This is a genomic window from Microvirga sp. P5_D2 (assembly GCF_054049475.1).
Genome location: NZ_JBFUMH010000125.1, coordinates 1 through 15,931 on the forward strand (window position 1 = coordinate 1; position 15,931 = coordinate 15,931).

A 15,931-nucleotide genomic window follows, 5' to 3' on the forward strand; every position below is an offset into this window, starting at 1 on the left:
GTCCCAGGTCACCGGCAGCGACCTCGATCTGCGCCTGTCCGCCGCCGAGGCACATCTGGGGCGGTTGCGTTTGGACGACATGGCCGCGAACGTTCTCATCCGTCGCGGTGAGATCGAAGCCTCCATCGGCCGCGCGGGTTTCCTAGACGGTACGCTGAAGGGCCGCCTGTCGCTCGCGACTGTCAACGGCGTGACCGACTTCCGTAGCCAGGGCACCTTCTCGGGCGTCGAGATTGCGCCCTTCCTGAGCAATCTCGGCCAGCCTCGCTGGATCACCGGGCGGGCCAAGGGTCAGTTCGCGTTCGAGGGCAAGGGGCCGAACCCAGTCGAGGTCGTGCGCAAGGCCGAAGGCCGCAGCGCGATCACGGTCACGGACGGCGAACTCATCGGCATCTCCCTGGACGATGCCCTGCAGCGGGTCGAGAAGCATCCCCTCCTCGCTTCTCTCAACTGGAAGGGCGGCCGCACGCCGTTCGGGGAAGCGCAGGCGCAGATCGTGATGCAGAATGGCGTGGGCCAGGTCTCTGATGCCACCCTCACCTCCACCGGCCTTCTCGTGCAGTTGCAGGGGCAGGTGCTGATGGTCGACCGCACGCTCAACCTGAAGGCGGAAGTTTCCGCAGCCGGCGCGCCGCAGGATGCGCCCACCAGGATCGGGTTCGACATCGGCGGCGGCTGGGACAATGTGTCCGTCATGCCGAATGCGCGCTCCCTGATCGAGCGCTCAGGCGCCGCAAAGCCCCTCTTCCCCAACCGCGTTCCCGCCGACGTGCAGCGCCCCCAGGCCGTCGCTCAGTGAGCCAAGCCTTCGCTCAGTGAACGTTTCGGCGCGAGCGGATCACGGAGCGCTTGCTTAAGAGCGTCGCCGAGATCACGCCGAGGGTCACGAGCCCGATGAGGATGGTCGAGGCCGCGTTGATCTCCGGCGACAACCCTAAGCGCACCTGGCTGTAGATCTTGATCGGCAGCGTGGTTGCGCCCGGCCCCGTGTTGAAGCTCGCGACCACCAGATCATCCAGCGAGAGCGTGAAGGCGAGCAGGAAACCGGCCACGATGGACGGCGCGATCAATGGCAGCGTCACGGCGAAGAACGTGCGCAATGGCGGCGCGCCGAGATCCATGGCCGCCTCTTCGAGCGAACGGTCGAAGGTCATGAGGCGGGCCTGCACCACCACGGTCACGAAGCACATGGTGAGCGTGGTATGGGCGAGCGTGATCGTCCAGAAGCCGCGATCGAGATCGACCGCCACGAAAAACAACAGCAACGACAGGCCGGTAATGACCTCGGGCATGACCATGGGCGCATAGACCATGCCCGTGAACAGCGTGCGCCCGAAAAAGCGTCCGTAGCGCGTGAGCGCGAGCGCCGCGAGCGTGCCGAGCACGGTCGCCATGCTCGCCGACAGAAGCGCGATGCGTAGGGTCACCCACGCCGCCTCCATGAGCGCCTCGTTGCGGAAGAGCGCGCCGTACCATTGGGTCGAGAAACCGCCCCACACGGTCACGAGGCGCGAAGCGTTGAACGAGTACACAACCAGCAGCAGGATCGGCACGTAGAGGAACGCGAAGCCGAGAACCAGCGACGTGACATTGAAGAGAGAAAGACGCCTCATGGCCGCGTCTCCGCGCGCCATGCCTCCACATCGCGGTAGACCACGATGGGCACGACGAGGAGGAGAAGCAGGAGAATGGCGACCGCGGATGCGAGCGGCCAATCGCGGTTCGAGAAGAACTCGCTCCACAATTGGCGGCCGATCATGAGCGTCTCGGAGCCGCCGAGCAGATCGGGGATCACGAACTCGCCCACCGCCGGAATGAAGCACAGAAGCGAGCCGGCGATAATGCCCGGCATGGCGAGCGGCACGGTGATCGTCCAGAAGGAGCGCCAGGGCGTCGAACCGAGATCGAGCGCGGCCTCCAAAAGCGTATCGTCCATCTTCTCGAGCGTCGCGTAGAGCGGCAGCACCATGAAGGGCAGATAGGCGTAGACGATGCCGATATAGACCGCCGTTTCCGTGTTGAGGATGTCGAGCGGCGTGGAGATCAGCCCAATCCCCATGAGAGCCTGATTCAGCAGGCCCTCGGGCTTGAGAATCGCGATCCAGGCATAGATGCGGATGAGAAAGCTCGTCCAGAACGGCAGGATGATGAGCGCCACCAACAGCGAGCGGTGCCGCTCCGGCGCACGGGCCATGCCGTACGCAATCGGGAAGCCGACGAGCAGCAGCAGCAGTGTCGAGAGCCCCGCGATCCGTATCGAGGATAGGGTGGCCCTCAAATAGAGATCATCTTCGGTGAGAAGACTGAAGTTCTCCAGATCGAGCGCACCGAAGAAGCCCGCGATGTCGCTCCATTCGAAAACCGGCCTGTAGGGCGGCTGCGCGACGGCAGGGTCCGACAGGCTTATCTTGAGGACGATGAGGAACGGCACGAGGAAGAACACGCCGAGCCAGAGAAATGGCACGGCGGGCACGAGATTGTCGGTCAGCCTTTTTGTGATCGAGCGCTCTTTCATGGCTATTCCGCCAGGATCACCGCCGCAGCCGGCGCGAAGGTGATGTAGACCTGCTCGTCCCAGTCGATCGGGCTCTCCACGAAACGGGATACGTTGGCGCGCGTCACGCGCAGGATCTCACCGGTGGCGAGCTTGACCCGGTAGACCGTCCAATCGCCGAGATAGCCGATATCCCAGACCTCGCCGGTGAGAAAGTTGACGGCCTCCGGCCCCGGCTTCTCGCGCTGGATCGTCATCTTCTCCGGCCGCACGGCAATGGCGACCGCTTGGCCGGAATGCAGCACCTCGTCTGGATCGTCGATAGTGAGCGGCGCCATGGCGGAGGGCGTCGCCACGCGCCAGAGGCCGTTCTCCTGCCCCATCACATGACCATCGAGGATGTTCACGTCGCCGACGAATTCCGCGATGAAGCGTGTCTTGGGCTGCTCGTAGATCTCGCCAGGATCCGCAACCTGCACGATGCGGCCATGGTTCATGACCGCGATGCGGTCGGCCATGGTCATCGCCTCTTCCTGGTCGTGGGTGACGACGACGAAGGTCATGCCCAGCTCGTGCTGGATATCCATGAGCTCGAACTGGGTTTCCTCGCGCAGCTTCTTGTCGAGGGCGCCGAGAGGCTCGTCGAGCAGCAGCACCTTCGGCTTCTTGGCAAGAGCCCGCGCCAGGGCCACGCGCTRCCGCTGTCCGCCCGACAGCTGGGTCGGATAGCGCTTGGCGAGTTTCTCCAGCTGCACCAGACGCAGCATCTCGCCGACGCGGTCTGCGATCTCGGCCTTGGGAAGTCCATCCTGCTTCAGGCCGAAGGCGATGTTCTTCTCCACGCTCATATGCGGGAAGAGCGCATAGGACTGGAACATCATGTTCACCGGCCGGCGATAGGGCGGCACGCCGGCGAGGCTCTGCCCTGCCAGGGTGATGCTGCCTTCGCTCGGGCTCTCGAACCCGGCGAGCATGCGCATTAGGGTGGTCTTGCCGCAGCCGGAAGGGCCGAGCAGGCAGAAGAACTCGCCCTGAAAGATATCCAACGACAGATGATCGACCGCCACAGCGTCGCCGAACCGCTTCGTGACGTTCTCGACCCGGATCAACGGCTTGGCGCCGGGATCCGTCCAAGGAGCAAAGGTGCGGCGCACGGCGCCGACGGAGGCAGATTGACGGGAGGGAGGAGGCAAGATTTTTGAACTTCACCTGAGCGAGTAAACCTGCCGGGCAAGCTATGATGTTCGGGGCTTGAGAACAACAGGTTAAAAGTAGCGTCCACCGTCACAATAGGCGTCTCCGCCCTTGAATCGCGGGCCCCATCGGATTATAGAGTGGCCATATTATTAGTACCCTATCAATATGCACTCTCATCAAAGTCCGACATGAGCACGAAGGCGATCTTTTCTGAGGAATTGTGGAAGCTGAGCCGCAAGATGCGCACACTCTTCGATGCTCGCGTTCGGGCCGAGGGTCTGACCTTGGCTAGGGCACGCGCATTGATGCTGCTCGCGAAGAAGGACTGCATGACCCAGACGGAGTTGGCCGACGCTCTGGAGATCGAGGGGCCGACCCTCGTTCCTCTCCTTGACGGCCTGGAGAGGCAGGGGCTCATCGAGCGCCGCCCGGTCGATGGCGACAGACGAGCCAAGCATATTGCCCTCACCTCTCCAGGGCACGAGCAGGCGGCACATGTGAACGGGATCGTGAAGGGGTTCAGAAATGATGTCATGAAGGACGTCAGCGAAGACGATCTAAAGACCGCCATCCGCGTTTTCCATACCATGGCCCGGAACATTGAGGCCGCCACTTAAGCATGGTGCGCCTTCCATGACGACTTCAGACAGGAATCCTCCTGACAATCGGGGTCCTGAGGCAGAGATCCCGTCAGGGCGACCGGCTAGTCCGCCGCCGCTCGCCCCTCCCCCTGCGCCTCCTCCCATACCTTGGCCGCGGGCCGGCCTCTACATGCTGGCTTCGCTGCTCCTATCCCTCACGCAAGGGCTGGGGATGAACCTCGTTGCGGCGAACCTCACCCAGATCCAGGGGCCGCTCGGCGCAACGAGCAATGAGGCTGCGTGGCTGGTGGCCGCCTACATGGCGCCGAATGTCAGCCTCTCGCTCATTCTCGTGAAGGTCAGGGCGCAATACGGCCTACGCAATTTCGCGGAGCTGAGCATTCTGCTCTTCGTGCTCGTGATGCTGCTGCACATCTTCGTGCAGGATCTTCAATCGGCTCTCATCGTGCGCTTCTTCAGCGGCATCGCGGCAGCGCCCATCTCGACGCTTGCGTTCCTTTACATGCTGGAGCCGCTGCCGCCGGCCAAGAAGCTCGCCGTCGCCCAGCCTCTCGTTCTGATGAATATCGCTCTCGGCGCACCGCTCGCGCGCCTGATCTCGCCGGATCTTCTGTCTCTGGGAGATTGGCATGGCCTGTATCTTGTCGAGATTGCCTTTGCCATGATGGCCTTCGCGGCTGTGTATCTGCTCCCGCTCACCCCGCCGCCGCGGGCCAAGGTCATTCACTGGCTCGATGTCGTCAGCTATCTCTTTATCGCGGTCGGGTTCGGCCTCATGGCCATCGTGTTCAGCTTAGGCCGCGCCTATTGGTGGTTCGAAGCTCCCTGGCTCGGCATGATGCTCGCTATCGGCGCCGCATCGCTCACGGTCGCAGTCGTGATCGAGCTCAACCGCGAAGCGCCATTTCTCGATATCCGCTGGCTGACCAGCAAGGAGATCCTGCATCTCGCTGGCACCCTGTTCATCTTCCGCCTCCTGATGTCGGAGCAAACCGCCGGCGCCTTCGGCTTCTTCCAGGCCATCGGCTTGCAGAACGAGCAGATGGCCACCTTGTCGCTCGTGGTCGTCGGCGCATCGATCTTCGGCGGGCTGCTTTATCTCATATTCGTCAAACCCGGACGTGAACCGCTGGCCCAGATGGCCGCCCTCGCTCTTCTCATGGTCGGCGCGTACATGGACAGCGACGCGACAAGCCTGACACGACCGGAACAAATGTATGTGAGTCAGGGCCTGATCGCCATCGCCGGCGTGCTGTTCCTGCCGCCTGCCATGACGGCCGGGCTGACGCTTGCCTTGAAACGGGGCCCAACCTTCATCCTCAATTTCATCGTCGTCTTCCTGACGACGCAGAGCCTTGGCGGCGTCATCGGATCGGCAATCGTCGGCACATTCATTACATGGCGGACCCGCTTCCATTTCCAGTCGCTCATCGAGCATCTGACCGTCATCGATCCAGGCGTCGCCCAAAGGCTTGCCCAATTGTCGGCCACTTATGGCCGCGTCATCACTGACTGGAGCATCCTCAAGGCCCAGGGCGTTGTTCTGCTCGGGCAGCAGGCCACCCGCGAAGCGACGGTTCTTGCCTACAACGATGCCTTCATCGCCATCGCACTCCTGGCCGCATTCGCGCTGGCTGCGATGATCCTGCATCTCTTGATCCGCGCCATCGGCAAGCGTGTTTCACCCGATCCGCAATTGGTTGCCAGTTAGTTCCGTCATGTCCAAATTCTTTAGATCAACCGCGTCCTTCGTTGCAGCCATTCTGGGCATCGCCAGTGTGGTTCTTGTCCTCTATGCATGGCGTCTGCCGCCGTTCACAAGCTCCGTGCAGACGACCGACAATGCCTATGTGCGCGGACAGGTGACAACCATTGCCCCGCAGCTGGCGGGTTATGTGGCTGAGGTCTATGTCCAGGATTTTCAGCACGTCATAACAGGTCAGGTCCTGGTAAGGATCGACGACCGGATTTACGAGCAGCGGGTGCAACAGGCGCAGGCAACGCTCGCCGGCCAGCAGGCGGCTTTGGCGAATTCCGAACAGCGACAGCGTTCGGCCGAAGCCGGCATAGCCTCGAGCCAAGCGCAAGTTGAAAGCGCACAAGCCGCGCTCACGGCAGCCGAGGCAAGCTGGAAGCGCATCGACCCACTTCTGGAGCGAGGCGTGACCACGCAAAGCCAAGCCGATCAGGCTCGCGCCGCGCTGGACCAATCCACGGCCGCGTTGCATCAGGCCCAAGCCGCCGTCGAGGTCTCGCGCCAGGAACTCGCCTCGACCCTCGTCAACCGCCAGTCCCTGGAGGCCGCTGTGCAAGGTGCGCAGGCCGCCGTGCGCCTCGCGGAAATCGACCTTCAGAACACGCGCATCACCGCGCCTCAGGATGGGCAGCTCGGTGAAGTCGGCGCCCGTATCGGGCAGTATGTTGCAGCAGGCACGCAGCTTCTCACGTTAGTGCCGGATCGAATCTGGGTGGTTGCTAACTTCAAGGAGACACAGCTGCCCGGCATGCAGGTCGGCCAGCCTGTGACCTTCACGGTCGATGCCCTCCAGCACGCGCAGCTTCGCGGACGCATCGAGCGCTTCTCACCGGCCGCCGGATCTGAGTTCAGCGTGATCCGCACGGATAATGCGACGGGTAACTTCACTAAGGTCGTACAACGCATCCCCGTGCGCATCTCGATCGATCCGCAGCAGGAGCTTTCCGAACGTTTAGTTCCAGGCATGTCGGTGGTCGTGAGTGTCGATACGAAGGCGCAGCCCGAAGACGGGAACGCGATAGCAAATCGATAGGATTAATAGACGAGGTTTATTCAACCTCCCCAGTCATCAATAAAAAAGCCCGGCTTGCGGCCGGGCTGAAGGTACTTGGAGGTTCGGAGTGTCAGTGACCGCCGCCACAGCCGCAGGCGCCGCGCGCGGTTTCTTGATGAAGGGCAAGGCGAAGACCAAGGCGAGGAACAGCACGGTCAGCAGCATGAACACGTCGGCATAGGACATGACCAGGGCTTCCCGGCGCACCATGTTGGACAGGGTCCTGAGCGCCGCCTGGGACGCATCGCTGCCGAGCGATTGGAAGTTCATCGTCATCGCGTTGAGCGTCTCGACCGCCGTGGAGCTGCCCCAATTCACATGCTCGCGCAGGCGCTGGAGATGGAGGTCCAGGCGGTTGTTGACGATGGTGTTGATCAGGGCCAGCCCCACCGCGCCGCCGAGATTGCGGGTGAGGTTGTAGAGGCCCGACGCATTCTTGATGCGGTCCGGCGGCAAGGTGCCGAGCGCGATGTTGTTGATCGGCACCATGCAGATCATGAGACCGACGCCACGGAAGATCTGGGGCACGAAAAGCTCCCAGAAATCCCAATCCTTGGTCATTCCGCTCATCATCCATGTGCCCATGGCGAAAGCGACAAAGCCGATGCCCATCATGATGCGTGGATCGAGCTTGCGCGAGAGGAAGCCCGCCACCGGCGCCATGAGGAACATGCAGGCGCCCGAGACGAACATGGTCTCGCCGATCTGCAGCGAAGAATACCCCCGCACATGCGCGAGATAGAGCGGATAGAGATAGGTCAATCCGTAAAGACCAATACCCATGACAAAACTGAAGGAGGAGCCTGCCAGGAAGTTTCGGTCGCCGAAGGCGCGCAGATCCACGATCGGCTGCTTGGCCGTGAAGGCACGATAGAAAAAGCCAAACCCACCGACAACACCGACGATTGTCAGGATCAGCACCGCCTCATCCTGGAACCAGTCGTTCAGCGGGCCTTCCTCCAGCACGTATTCGAGACTTCCCAGGAACGCCGCCATGAAGCCGAGGCCCGCCCAGTCGAAGGACTTGAACAGCTCGAAATTCGGCTCGTCGAAATCGACCAGCAGATAGGTAGAGACCGTGACGAAGATGCCGGGCACGATGTTCACGAGGAACAGCCAGTGCCATGACATGAGATCGGTCAGATAGCCGCCGAGCGTTGGGCCGATGGTCGGTGCCAAAGTCGCCACGAGGCCGATGAGCGGCGAGATGACGGGGCGCTTCTCCGGCGGGAAGATGGTGAAGGCCGACGCGAACACCGTCGGGATCATGCCGCCGCCGATGAAGCCCTGGAGCGCGCGATACACGATCATCTGATCGATGTTCGTAGCCGTCGCGCACATGAGGCTCATGAACGTGAAGCCGCCCGACGCGATCACGAACATCCAGCGCGTGGAGAGCACGCGCGAGAGCGTGCCCGACAGCGGGATCATGATCACTTCCGCGATCAGGTAACTCGTCTGCACCCAGGAGATTTCCTCGGAAGAGGCGGACAGGCCGGCCTGGATTTCGGCGAGCGAAGCCGAGACGATCTGGATGTCCAGGATCGCCATGAACATGCCGAAGACCATGCAGAAGAACGCAAAGGTCCTACGCCGGCTGACCTGCACAGGCTTTGCAGCCGGCGTGGCAGCCTTCGGGCTCCCTGATATGGCGGCGGAGGCGGCCATGATTGCTTACTCTTTGAGGCCCGCAGTCTTGGTGGGTTCGGGCGACGTGCGCGTATCCACGTCCACCACCACGGACAGGCCGGGGCGAAGAATGCCCTGCTGCACGACCTCGGGGCTGACAGACACCCGCACGGGCACGCGCTGCACGATCTTGGTAAAGTTGCCGGTGGCGTTTTCGGGCGGCAGGAGGCTGAACACCGCGCCGGAGGCGGGCGAAACGCTCTGCACCGTGCCGACGATATCGGCATCCGGGAACGCATCCACCTCGATCTTCACCTTCTGGCCGACCTTCAGGGAGGCGATCTGCGTCTCCTTGAAGTTCGCATCCACATGCACGTTGCCGAGCGGCACGAGAGCCGCGAGACGCGCGCCGGGCTGCACGAAGGTGCCGACCTCGACGGCCTTGTTGCCGATGACGCCATCCACCGGCGCGCGGATTTCCGTGAAGGAGAGATCACGCTCCGCCTTCTGGACGGACGTCTGCAACTCGGCGGCGACGCGCTGGCCTTCGTTCTGCTGGGCAGCGAGAACATCCACATTCGCCTCGGCCGCGACGAGGGCCGCCTGCGCGCTCTTCACATTGGCGTCCGCGCGGTCGCGATTGGCCTTGGCGGTCTCGAGGGCTGCCTTGCTGGTATAATCGGAGCGGGCAAGCTGCTGCTGACGATTGAAGTCGCCCTCGGCGCGCTCGGCATCCGCCTGCTCGGCCACGATCTGCGCCTGGGCCTGCGTAACCGATGCCCGCGCTGCCTCGATCTGACGGCCGATCCGCGCGATGGTGCTCTGCTGGGTCGCCAGCTTGTCCTTGGCCGACTGTAGGGCAAAGCGATAATCGCCATCGTCGATCCGGGCGATCAGATCGCCGGCTTTGACGCTCTGGTTGTTGGTGACGGCGACGGACGACACATAGCCCGAGATCTTGGCTGACAGGAGCGTGATGTCGGCCTGGACATAGGCGTCCTCGGTCGAGACCATGAAGCGCCCGTCCGTCCACCAGTGGAAGCCCTCGTAGCCGCCGAAGGCCAGGGCACCGGCCACAAGGGCCAGGATCACCGGCTTCTTGCGCGAGCGCGCCTTGGCTTCAGGTTGCGGGATCGCCTTGGGCGGTTGCTCGGCCCGGAGGGTGGCCTCAAGGGCAGTCCCGCCCCCCTCGCCGATCTTGGCCTCAGCCTTCGCACCTTGCTCGAATTCTTCGCGGTAAGCCATGTAAACCTCTGCAAAGCCTCACATTTTCACACACTGCCTAGGCTGAATGCGCTAAAATGAGGCCTTGATCTCTTCCGAATGCCTGCCATATATGATTTGACCGAACCGTTCGGTCAATAGCCTAGGGGAAATAATTCGCTCATGACCCGCATGCAGGTTTCCGAACCCATCGATGCACCTTTCGACACTCAGGACAGTGGCGAAAGCGCCAAGCGCCGCCAGATTCTGGAGGGGGCCCGTCAGGTCTTTCTGGCGAGCGGGTTCGATGGCGCCAGCATGGGCGAGATCGCCAAGGTCGCGGGCGTCTCCAAGGGCACGCTCTATGTCTATTTCGACAGCAAGGAGAGCCTGTTTGCCGCCCTCACGCTGGAAGAAAAACGCGGCTTGGCCGAGGTTCTCTTCAAGCTGGACGGCGAAGACCCTGATGTCCGCTCCGTGCTGACCCAGCTTGGCCACACTTACCTGAGCCGCATGGGCATCCCGGAGCACATATCGTCGATCAGAATGGTGATCGGCGCCGCCGAGAAATTCCCCAAACTCGGGCAGGCTTTTTATGAGGCCGGCCCCTGCCAGGGCATCGCTCGGCTCGCCGCCTATTTCGACCGTCAGGTCCAGGCTAAACGTCTGTCCATCGCCGACACCAGCGTAGCCGCCCAGCATTTTCTGGATCTGTGCGTCTCCGGTTTGATGCGCCGCCAACTCTTCGCCGTCGGTGGCCCGCCGACGCAAGCGGAGATCAAGAAGAACGTCGAGAACGCCATCCGCGTGTTCTTCGCAGCATACGGGCCACAATCAGGCGAACGCTGATCCTTCATTCGATTCAAACATAAAGAGCCCGCCGTGTTTGTGCACGGCGGGCTCTTTGCTTAGTTGGTTCGCTGAACGGCTATGCGCCGAGCGCCTCTTACAGGTGCCACTCCCAGACACCGTTGACCACGCCGCCCTTGAGCTGCTCGGCCTTGATGCCTTCGATCAGGATCTTGCGGCCGTCGCTCACCGTGATCTCGGTGCCCACCAGCGTGCCCCAATTGGTGATCGTCTTCGGGCTGTTGTACCCCGTCCACCAATCCGTCTTCCACACGGCGGCCATGCGGATGACGTCGCCATAGCCGAAGTCCTTGACCACGTCCGAGCCCGTATTGGCATCGAAGATGAAGACGTCCGAGTGCGCACCGCCGTAGAGCGTGTCGTTGCCCGCGCCGCCGTTGAGCACGTCGTAGCCGTCCTGGCCGAACAGCACGTCGTCACCGGCCGAACCCTCCAGCGTGTCCTCGTTCGACCCGCCGTAGAGCGTGTCGTTGTGAGCCCCGCCGTTCATCCAGTCGTTGCCGTTGCCGCCCCACAGCAGGTCGTACCCGTCCTCGCCCAAGAGCGCGTCGTTGCCGTCGTCGCCGTAGAGCTGGTCCTCGTTGGCCCCGCCATAGAGCGTGTCATGGCCCAGCCCGCCCGACAGGAAGTCGTTGCCGGCCGAGCCCGTCATCCAGTCGTTGCCGGCATCGCCCCACATCTGGTCATGGCCGTCGCCGCCATCGGCCGCGTCGTTGCCGTCGCCGCCCCAGAGCATGTCGTCGTTGGCATCGCCTTGCATCACGTCGTTGCCGGCGCCGCCCGAGAGGTAGTCGTTGCCGCTGCCGCCATAGGCCGAGTCATTACCGGCGCCCATGTCGAGCGCATCGCTGCCGGCACCGCCCTGGAGGTTGTCGTCACCGTCCTGGCCGTAGAGCACATCGTCGCCGTCGCCGCCGTTGAGCACGTCGTTGCCGACATTGCCCATCAGCACGTCGTTGCCCAAGCCGCCCTCGACAGTGTCGTTGCCCTCGCTGCCGTCGAGCGTGTCGTTGCCGGCACCGCCGAAGAGCTTGTCGTCGCCCAGGCGGCCGTAGAGCGCGTCGGCTCCGGCCCCGCCATAGAGGTGATCGTTGCCGTCGCCGCCGTCGACGGTATCGTTGCCCTCGCCGCCGACGATCACGTCCTGGCCCTGGAAACCGGCCAGGGAGTCGTCGCCCGCGCCGCCGATCAGGTAGTCGGAGTAGACGCCACCCTGCACCGTATCGTTGCCGGCTCCGGCATTGATCACCGAGCCGGAGGCCTTGAAGGCACCGGCGCGGCCCTCATGGGCGCCGAACTCGAGCCAGTGCTGCCACACCCAGGCGTCGTCGTAGTTGTTGGCTTTCTTGACCGCCGCCACATCGGCATTGGCGGCGAGATAGCCGGCCACGTCGAAGGCGGTGCCCCAGTCGGCGCCAAGCTGCGAGCCGCCGGCCCAGCCGCCGGCGCGGCCCTCGAAGCGGCCGTAGGTGAGCCAGTGCGTATAGGCCCAGGAGCGGCTGAGACCATTGGCTGCGATATGTGCCGCGATATCGCCGTTCTTGGCCAGGTAGTCGTCGATATTGAAGTTGGCGATGTCCGCAGTGCCCACCGAGATCACATCGTCCTTAGAAGAACCGATTATGTTTTCGATGTTGAGTACGCGGGTGCCGTTAAGGCTGTAGATGCCTGCTCCGCCCCCAGAGACGACGCCAGTAGCCAGATTGATGTTGACGTGCGCAGTGCCCTCGTAGCTTAGGAGGTCCGTGCCCGCACCGCCATCGATGGTGTCGGCGCCAAAACCACCTTTGATAAAGTCGTTGCCGTTACCGGCATTGACCAGATCATTGCCAAGGTGGCCGATGAGCAAGTCACTCCCCTCACCACCGTACAGGGTGTCATTGCCTTCACCGCCATTGAGATAGTCGTTGCCGTCAGCGCCGATCACGACATCATGGCCTTCGCGGCCGTAGATCGCATCGTTCCCATCGCCGCCATCGGCATAATCATTGCCTTCGGCGAGATCGATCACATCGTTACCGCTTTCGCCGTAAACCAGATCGTCGCCACGTTCGCCGCTGATCGCATCATCGCCACGTCCGCCATAAATCGTGTCGTTGCCATCGTCACCAAAGACGATGTCGTCGCCCTCGTGGCCTTCCAGGAGATCGTTGCCGCCGCCGCCATCCATGGAGTCATTGCCAGTTCCACCGACGATCAAGTCATTACCGTCGTGTCCGCTTAAGATATTGTCCCCCGCGCCACCGTAGAGCGTGTCATTTCCAGAACCGCCAGAGATCACATCACTCAAGCTTCCGCCCTGTAGGACATCGTCTCCTACTGTACCCGTTTGGGTAAGGATGTTGAATTTATTACTATTGACTGCGACCTCTATGTTACCGGTAACTACCTCATTCCCGCCGGTAATTATATCCTTGCCAGTAAGCTGCTTGCGATTTTCTATCTGCTGCTGCCAATATTTTAAAGATTCATTGTGGCGCAATGGATCCGAATTTGCCCCATCCAAAACCGGCCCATTATATGTTTCTATCTTGTTGACAAGCGTTGTTACTGCAGCATTTACAAAGCTTATTTCATCCTCGTATAAGCCATTTGAATGCAAGACATTGCCATCACTGTCTCGGTATACAGTCAAAGTCGAGGTTTTGGTTTTCGTTACTACAAGAACACTTCCATTCGGGTAAGTACGAATCTGCCTCTCGATATGACCAAATATTGGATCATAATCATGTTCCACATCTAAACTAGAAACTGTTTTTGTGCCGTCATCGTGCCAGGTCGTATCTGTATATCCGCTCTCAGATCTTTCTCTAATTGTAACTGTTGTTTCTAACGTTCCATCAGCATTGAGACGCGTTGAAACTAGCGTATCGCCCTTTAAAACTGTAATTTCTTCAAAGTATGAATTTTCATGAAACGTCACTTTCGTACCGTCTTCCAAAATATAAGTATGAATATTATTATCACTATACCTATTATCAGAAGTAATTGTTCCTAATTCAGAGACACGATGCTCCTTAATAGGAGACTTAATAAACTCTTTTTCCAGACTCCTGTTATAAGGTTTACTCTTAAAAAATGCTCTTTGCTCGCCGGCTATGCTAATAGCCCCCGAGTTATTGAGAGTCTGAATATCTGCGCCCTTTTGAGAGCTTCCAGGCACCGGATCCTCAACCACTTCACCTTCAGCGTGAGATCCATCGAAAATCGAAGGCGCTAGCGGATCTTCAACGACCTCGCCTTCGGCCTTAGATCCCTCAAAGGCTCCCTTCCCATCCTCCTGCGAAGGATCCTTCATCACCTCAGTGCCGATCTGGGAGCCGCCGTATCCAACAGAACCACCATAGGTGTTGTTATATCTTTCCCATTCAGATTCGAGCGAGTTGGTAGCCATCGAAATCTCCCCTTCAGTTTACTGCCGGCTCCGATGGGCCGCTTAGGATATTGCCAAGCTGAAGGTGGATACAGAATTTAGCCGCTTCCTACTCTCTGGTTAGAGAGGGCTCACACCTAAACAGAAGATATTTTGTCAAGATTTACACCAGCAATTGCTTTCCCCAAGGGAATAAAACTACTCTCAGTCGCAGACTAGACCGTTTGGCCTATAGTTAAGTGATGTATAATCTTATTACGTCAAATTCGATCAACACGAAATAACTGCAAAATAGTAGTGTAACGTAGATTACATGCCTAGGACTCAGATCAAAATCTGATCTTTTTGTTTCTAACAGAAAAGTATTCGCCGTAAAAACCCCGCAGCTTTCGCCACGGGGCCCTTTCCCAGTCAACAAACCAGCCAAGCCTCAACCTAGCCGCTGCCGTTAGAACTCTTAATGATCCGTCCGCAGAGCCTCGGCGACGCGGGCCTTCAGCACGTCGGGCTGGCGCAGCACCAGGGCGCCGCGGGTGCGCTCGATGAGGCCTTCCTGGGTGAGCATAGTGAACTCGCGGGTGATCTGCTCGCGGCGGCAGCCGATGCGGGCGGCGACGATGTGGTGGAAGGGCGGCGGGGTGATGACGCGCTCGATGCCCTTGTCGCCGCGCGGCACGGAGAGACGCAGGAGTTCGGAATAGAGCCGGTGCCGGAGATCAAGCACCGTCTGCTCCATGAACTTCGCGTTCAGTTCGCGCAGGCGGGAGGCCATGAGGCAGAAGAGTCGCTCGGCGACGGCCCGGTTGGAGAACAGCAGCTCCTTGAAGACGGCGGCCGGCATCACGCAGGCCTCGCCCCTCGTGAGCGCGGTCACATTCGCGGAGCGCTTGATGCCGTCGAGCGCGGCGAGCTCGCCGAACACTTCGCCGGGGCGCATCTCATTGAGGATGATCTCCTTGCCCGAGGCCGTGCGCATGAGTACGCGCACCTCGCCCGACAGGAGGAAATAGACATCCGTGGAGAGCTCGTCGAAGTCGACCAGAACTTCTTCCGGCTCGAAGCGACGCCACTTGGCGCGCGCCTCGTACGGAGCGAGGTCGATCTCAAGGCCTTTGAACAAGTGTATTCCGGCGAGCCGTCCCATGTGTCTCCCCTGACCACGACCGCTAAGCTAGAAATATAACTATATCACATTCGCCGCCCGTCCAGGGTTGCGGGCAGACATTATCAGGCTTTCACGACCCGGTCATGCGCGAGCCCTGCTTTTGCAAGGCTATTCCGAGTGTCGACGATAAGCCGCGCATGCTCCGCGACGAGGCGGTAATCGACGTTGTCGTGGTCGGTCGCGATCAGCACGGCATCGTAGGAAGCCAGCGCTTCCGCCGTCAGAGGCACCGAGCGTCTCCCGGCCAGAGACCCGTGCTTGCGGGTCGGCGGCAGCTCGGGAATGTGCGGATCGTAGTAATCGACGCTCGCACCCCGCGCCTCGATGAGCTCGATAAGCTTCAAGGAAGGGCTCTCGCGCATGTCGTCCACGTTCTTCTTGTAGGCGGCGCCCAGCATGAGGATGCGCGAGCCGCTGAAGGCCCGGCCGCTCCTGTCCACCGCCTCGGCGAGGCGCTCGACCACGTAGTACGGCATATGCGTGTTCACCTGCCCCGCCAGCTCGATGAAGCGGGTGGTGATGTCGAATTCACGCGCCTTCCAGGTGAGATAGAACGGATCGATGGGGATGCAGTGCCCCCCTAAGCCC

Annotated in this window: 13 protein-coding genes; 5 read left to right on the forward strand and 8 right to left on the reverse strand. The window is 61.0% G+C overall.

Annotation, left to right across the window (positions count from 1 at the left end):
* The coding region (locus ACXJKO_RS23105) for an AsmA family protein (RefSeq protein ID WP_457093419.1) at positions 1–799 on the forward strand (799 nt) is incomplete at its 5' end.
* A gap of 13 nt (positions 800–812) precedes the next feature.
* Here ACXJKO_RS23105 and ACXJKO_RS23110 read toward each other — a convergent pair.
* From ACXJKO_RS23110 to ACXJKO_RS23120, 3 genes are read right to left on the reverse strand one after another with little or no spacing between them, the layout of a single operon-like run.
* Complete coding sequence (locus tag ACXJKO_RS23110) at positions 813–1,613, reverse strand: ABC transporter permease (RefSeq protein ID WP_457093420.1); 801 nt, start codon at positions 1,611–1,613, stop codon at positions 813–815.
* The gene (locus ACXJKO_RS23115) at positions 1,610–2,515 is read right to left on the reverse strand and encodes an ABC transporter permease (RefSeq protein ID WP_457093421.1); all 906 of its coding nucleotides are present in this window, start codon (positions 2,513–2,515) and stop codon (positions 1,610–1,612) included. Before ACXJKO_RS23115 ends, ACXJKO_RS23110 begins: the two co-directional genes overlap by 4 nt.
* Before the next feature lie 2 nt (positions 2,516–2,517).
* Positions 2,518–3,687 (reverse strand): ABC transporter ATP-binding protein, encoded by a 1,170-nt coding sequence (locus ACXJKO_RS23120; RefSeq protein WP_457093422.1) that lies wholly within the window; start codon positions 3,685–3,687, stop codon positions 2,518–2,520.
* A 192-nt stretch (positions 3,688–3,879) separates the two neighbouring features.
* Here ACXJKO_RS23120 and ACXJKO_RS23125 point away from each other — a divergent pair, with 192 nt between their 5' ends.
* The 3 genes from ACXJKO_RS23125 to ACXJKO_RS23135 are packed head-to-tail and all read left to right on the forward strand — an operon-like array spanning position 3,880 to position 7,082.
* A complete protein-coding gene (locus tag ACXJKO_RS23125; RefSeq protein WP_457093423.1) occupies positions 3,880–4,308 on the forward strand; it encodes a MarR family winged helix-turn-helix transcriptional regulator in 429 nt (142 codons plus the stop codon).
* 16 nt (positions 4,309–4,324) lie between these two features.
* Positions 4,325–6,004: an MFS transporter gene (locus ACXJKO_RS23130; protein ID WP_457093424.1), complete on the forward strand. Its 1,680-nt coding sequence runs from the start codon at positions 4,325–4,327 to the stop codon at positions 6,002–6,004.
* 7 nt (positions 6,005–6,011) lie between these two features.
* A complete protein-coding gene (locus ACXJKO_RS23135) occupies positions 6,012–7,082 on the forward strand; it encodes an HlyD family secretion protein (RefSeq protein ID WP_457093425.1) in 1,071 nt (356 codons plus the stop codon).
* A gap of 36 nt (positions 7,083–7,118) precedes the next feature.
* On the opposite strand, the gene ACXJKO_RS23140 is transcribed toward ACXJKO_RS23135, so the two are convergent.
* Both ACXJKO_RS23140 and ACXJKO_RS23145 read right to left on the reverse strand, forming a co-directional pair.
* Positions 7,119–8,771: a DHA2 family efflux MFS transporter permease subunit gene (locus tag ACXJKO_RS23140; RefSeq protein WP_457093426.1), complete on the reverse strand. Its 1,653-nt coding sequence runs from the start codon at positions 8,769–8,771 to the stop codon at positions 7,119–7,121.
* A 6-nt stretch (positions 8,772–8,777) separates the two neighbouring features.
* The gene (locus ACXJKO_RS23145) at positions 8,778–9,977 is read right to left on the reverse strand and encodes an HlyD family secretion protein (protein ID WP_457093427.1); all 1,200 of its coding nucleotides are present in this window, start codon (positions 9,975–9,977) and stop codon (positions 8,778–8,780) included.
* A gap of 141 nt (positions 9,978–10,118) precedes the next feature.
* Between ACXJKO_RS23145 and ACXJKO_RS23150 the strand changes: the two genes are divergently transcribed.
* On the forward strand, positions 10,119–10,784 hold the full coding sequence (locus tag ACXJKO_RS23150; protein WP_457093428.1) for a TetR/AcrR family transcriptional regulator: 666 nt from the start codon (positions 10,119–10,121) through the stop codon (positions 10,782–10,784).
* Positions 10,785–10,881: 97 nt separating this feature from the next.
* Here the strand turns inward: ACXJKO_RS23150 and ACXJKO_RS23155 are convergent, their stop codons facing one another.
* From ACXJKO_RS23155 to ACXJKO_RS23165, 3 genes are all read right to left on the reverse strand, one after another.
* The gene (locus ACXJKO_RS23155; protein ID WP_457093429.1) at positions 10,882–14,199 is read right to left on the reverse strand and encodes a calcium-binding protein; all 3,318 of its coding nucleotides are present in this window, start codon (positions 14,197–14,199) and stop codon (positions 10,882–10,884) included.
* Positions 14,200–14,635: 436 nt separating this feature from the next.
* Positions 14,636–15,322: a Crp/Fnr family transcriptional regulator gene (locus ACXJKO_RS23160; protein WP_457093430.1), complete on the reverse strand. Its 687-nt coding sequence runs from the start codon at positions 15,320–15,322 to the stop codon at positions 14,636–14,638.
* An 83-nt stretch (positions 15,323–15,405) separates the two neighbouring features.
* The coding region (locus ACXJKO_RS23165; RefSeq protein WP_457093431.1) for a UDP binding domain-containing protein at positions 15,406–15,931 on the reverse strand (526 nt) is incomplete at its 5' end.

Coding starts and splice junctions, on each gene's coding strand:
- ACXJKO_RS23110 (WP_457093420.1), bottom strand. CDS start 1,613: ATGAGGCGTCTTTCTCTCTTCAATGTCACGTCGCTGGTTCTCGGCTTC.
- ACXJKO_RS23115 (WP_457093421.1), bottom strand. CDS start 2,515: ATGAAAGAGCGCTCGATCACAAAAAGGCTGACCGACAATCTCGTGCCC.
- ACXJKO_RS23125 (WP_457093423.1), top strand. CDS start 3,880: ATGAGCACGAAGGCGATCTTTTCTGAGGAATTGTGGAAGCTGAGCCGC.
- ACXJKO_RS23130 (WP_457093424.1), top strand. CDS start 4,325: ATGACGACTTCAGACAGGAATCCTCCTGACAATCGGGGTCCTGAGGCA.
- ACXJKO_RS23135 (WP_457093425.1), top strand. CDS start 6,012: ATGTCCAAATTCTTTAGATCAACCGCGTCCTTCGTTGCAGCCATTCTG.
- ACXJKO_RS23140 (WP_457093426.1), bottom strand. CDS start 8,771: ATGGCCGCCTCCGCCGCCATATCAGGGAGCCCGAAGGCTGCCACGCCG.
- ACXJKO_RS23145 (WP_457093427.1), bottom strand. CDS start 9,977: ATGGCTTACCGCGAAGAATTCGAGCAAGGTGCGAAGGCTGAGGCCAAG.
- ACXJKO_RS23150 (WP_457093428.1), top strand. CDS start 10,119: ATGACCCGCATGCAGGTTTCCGAACCCATCGATGCACCTTTCGACACT.
- ACXJKO_RS23155 (WP_457093429.1), bottom strand. CDS start 14,199: ATGGCTACCAACTCGCTCGAATCTGAATGGGAAAGATATAACAACACC.
- ACXJKO_RS23160 (WP_457093430.1), bottom strand. CDS start 15,322: ATGGGACGGCTCGCCGGAATACACTTGTTCAAAGGCCTTGAGATCGAC.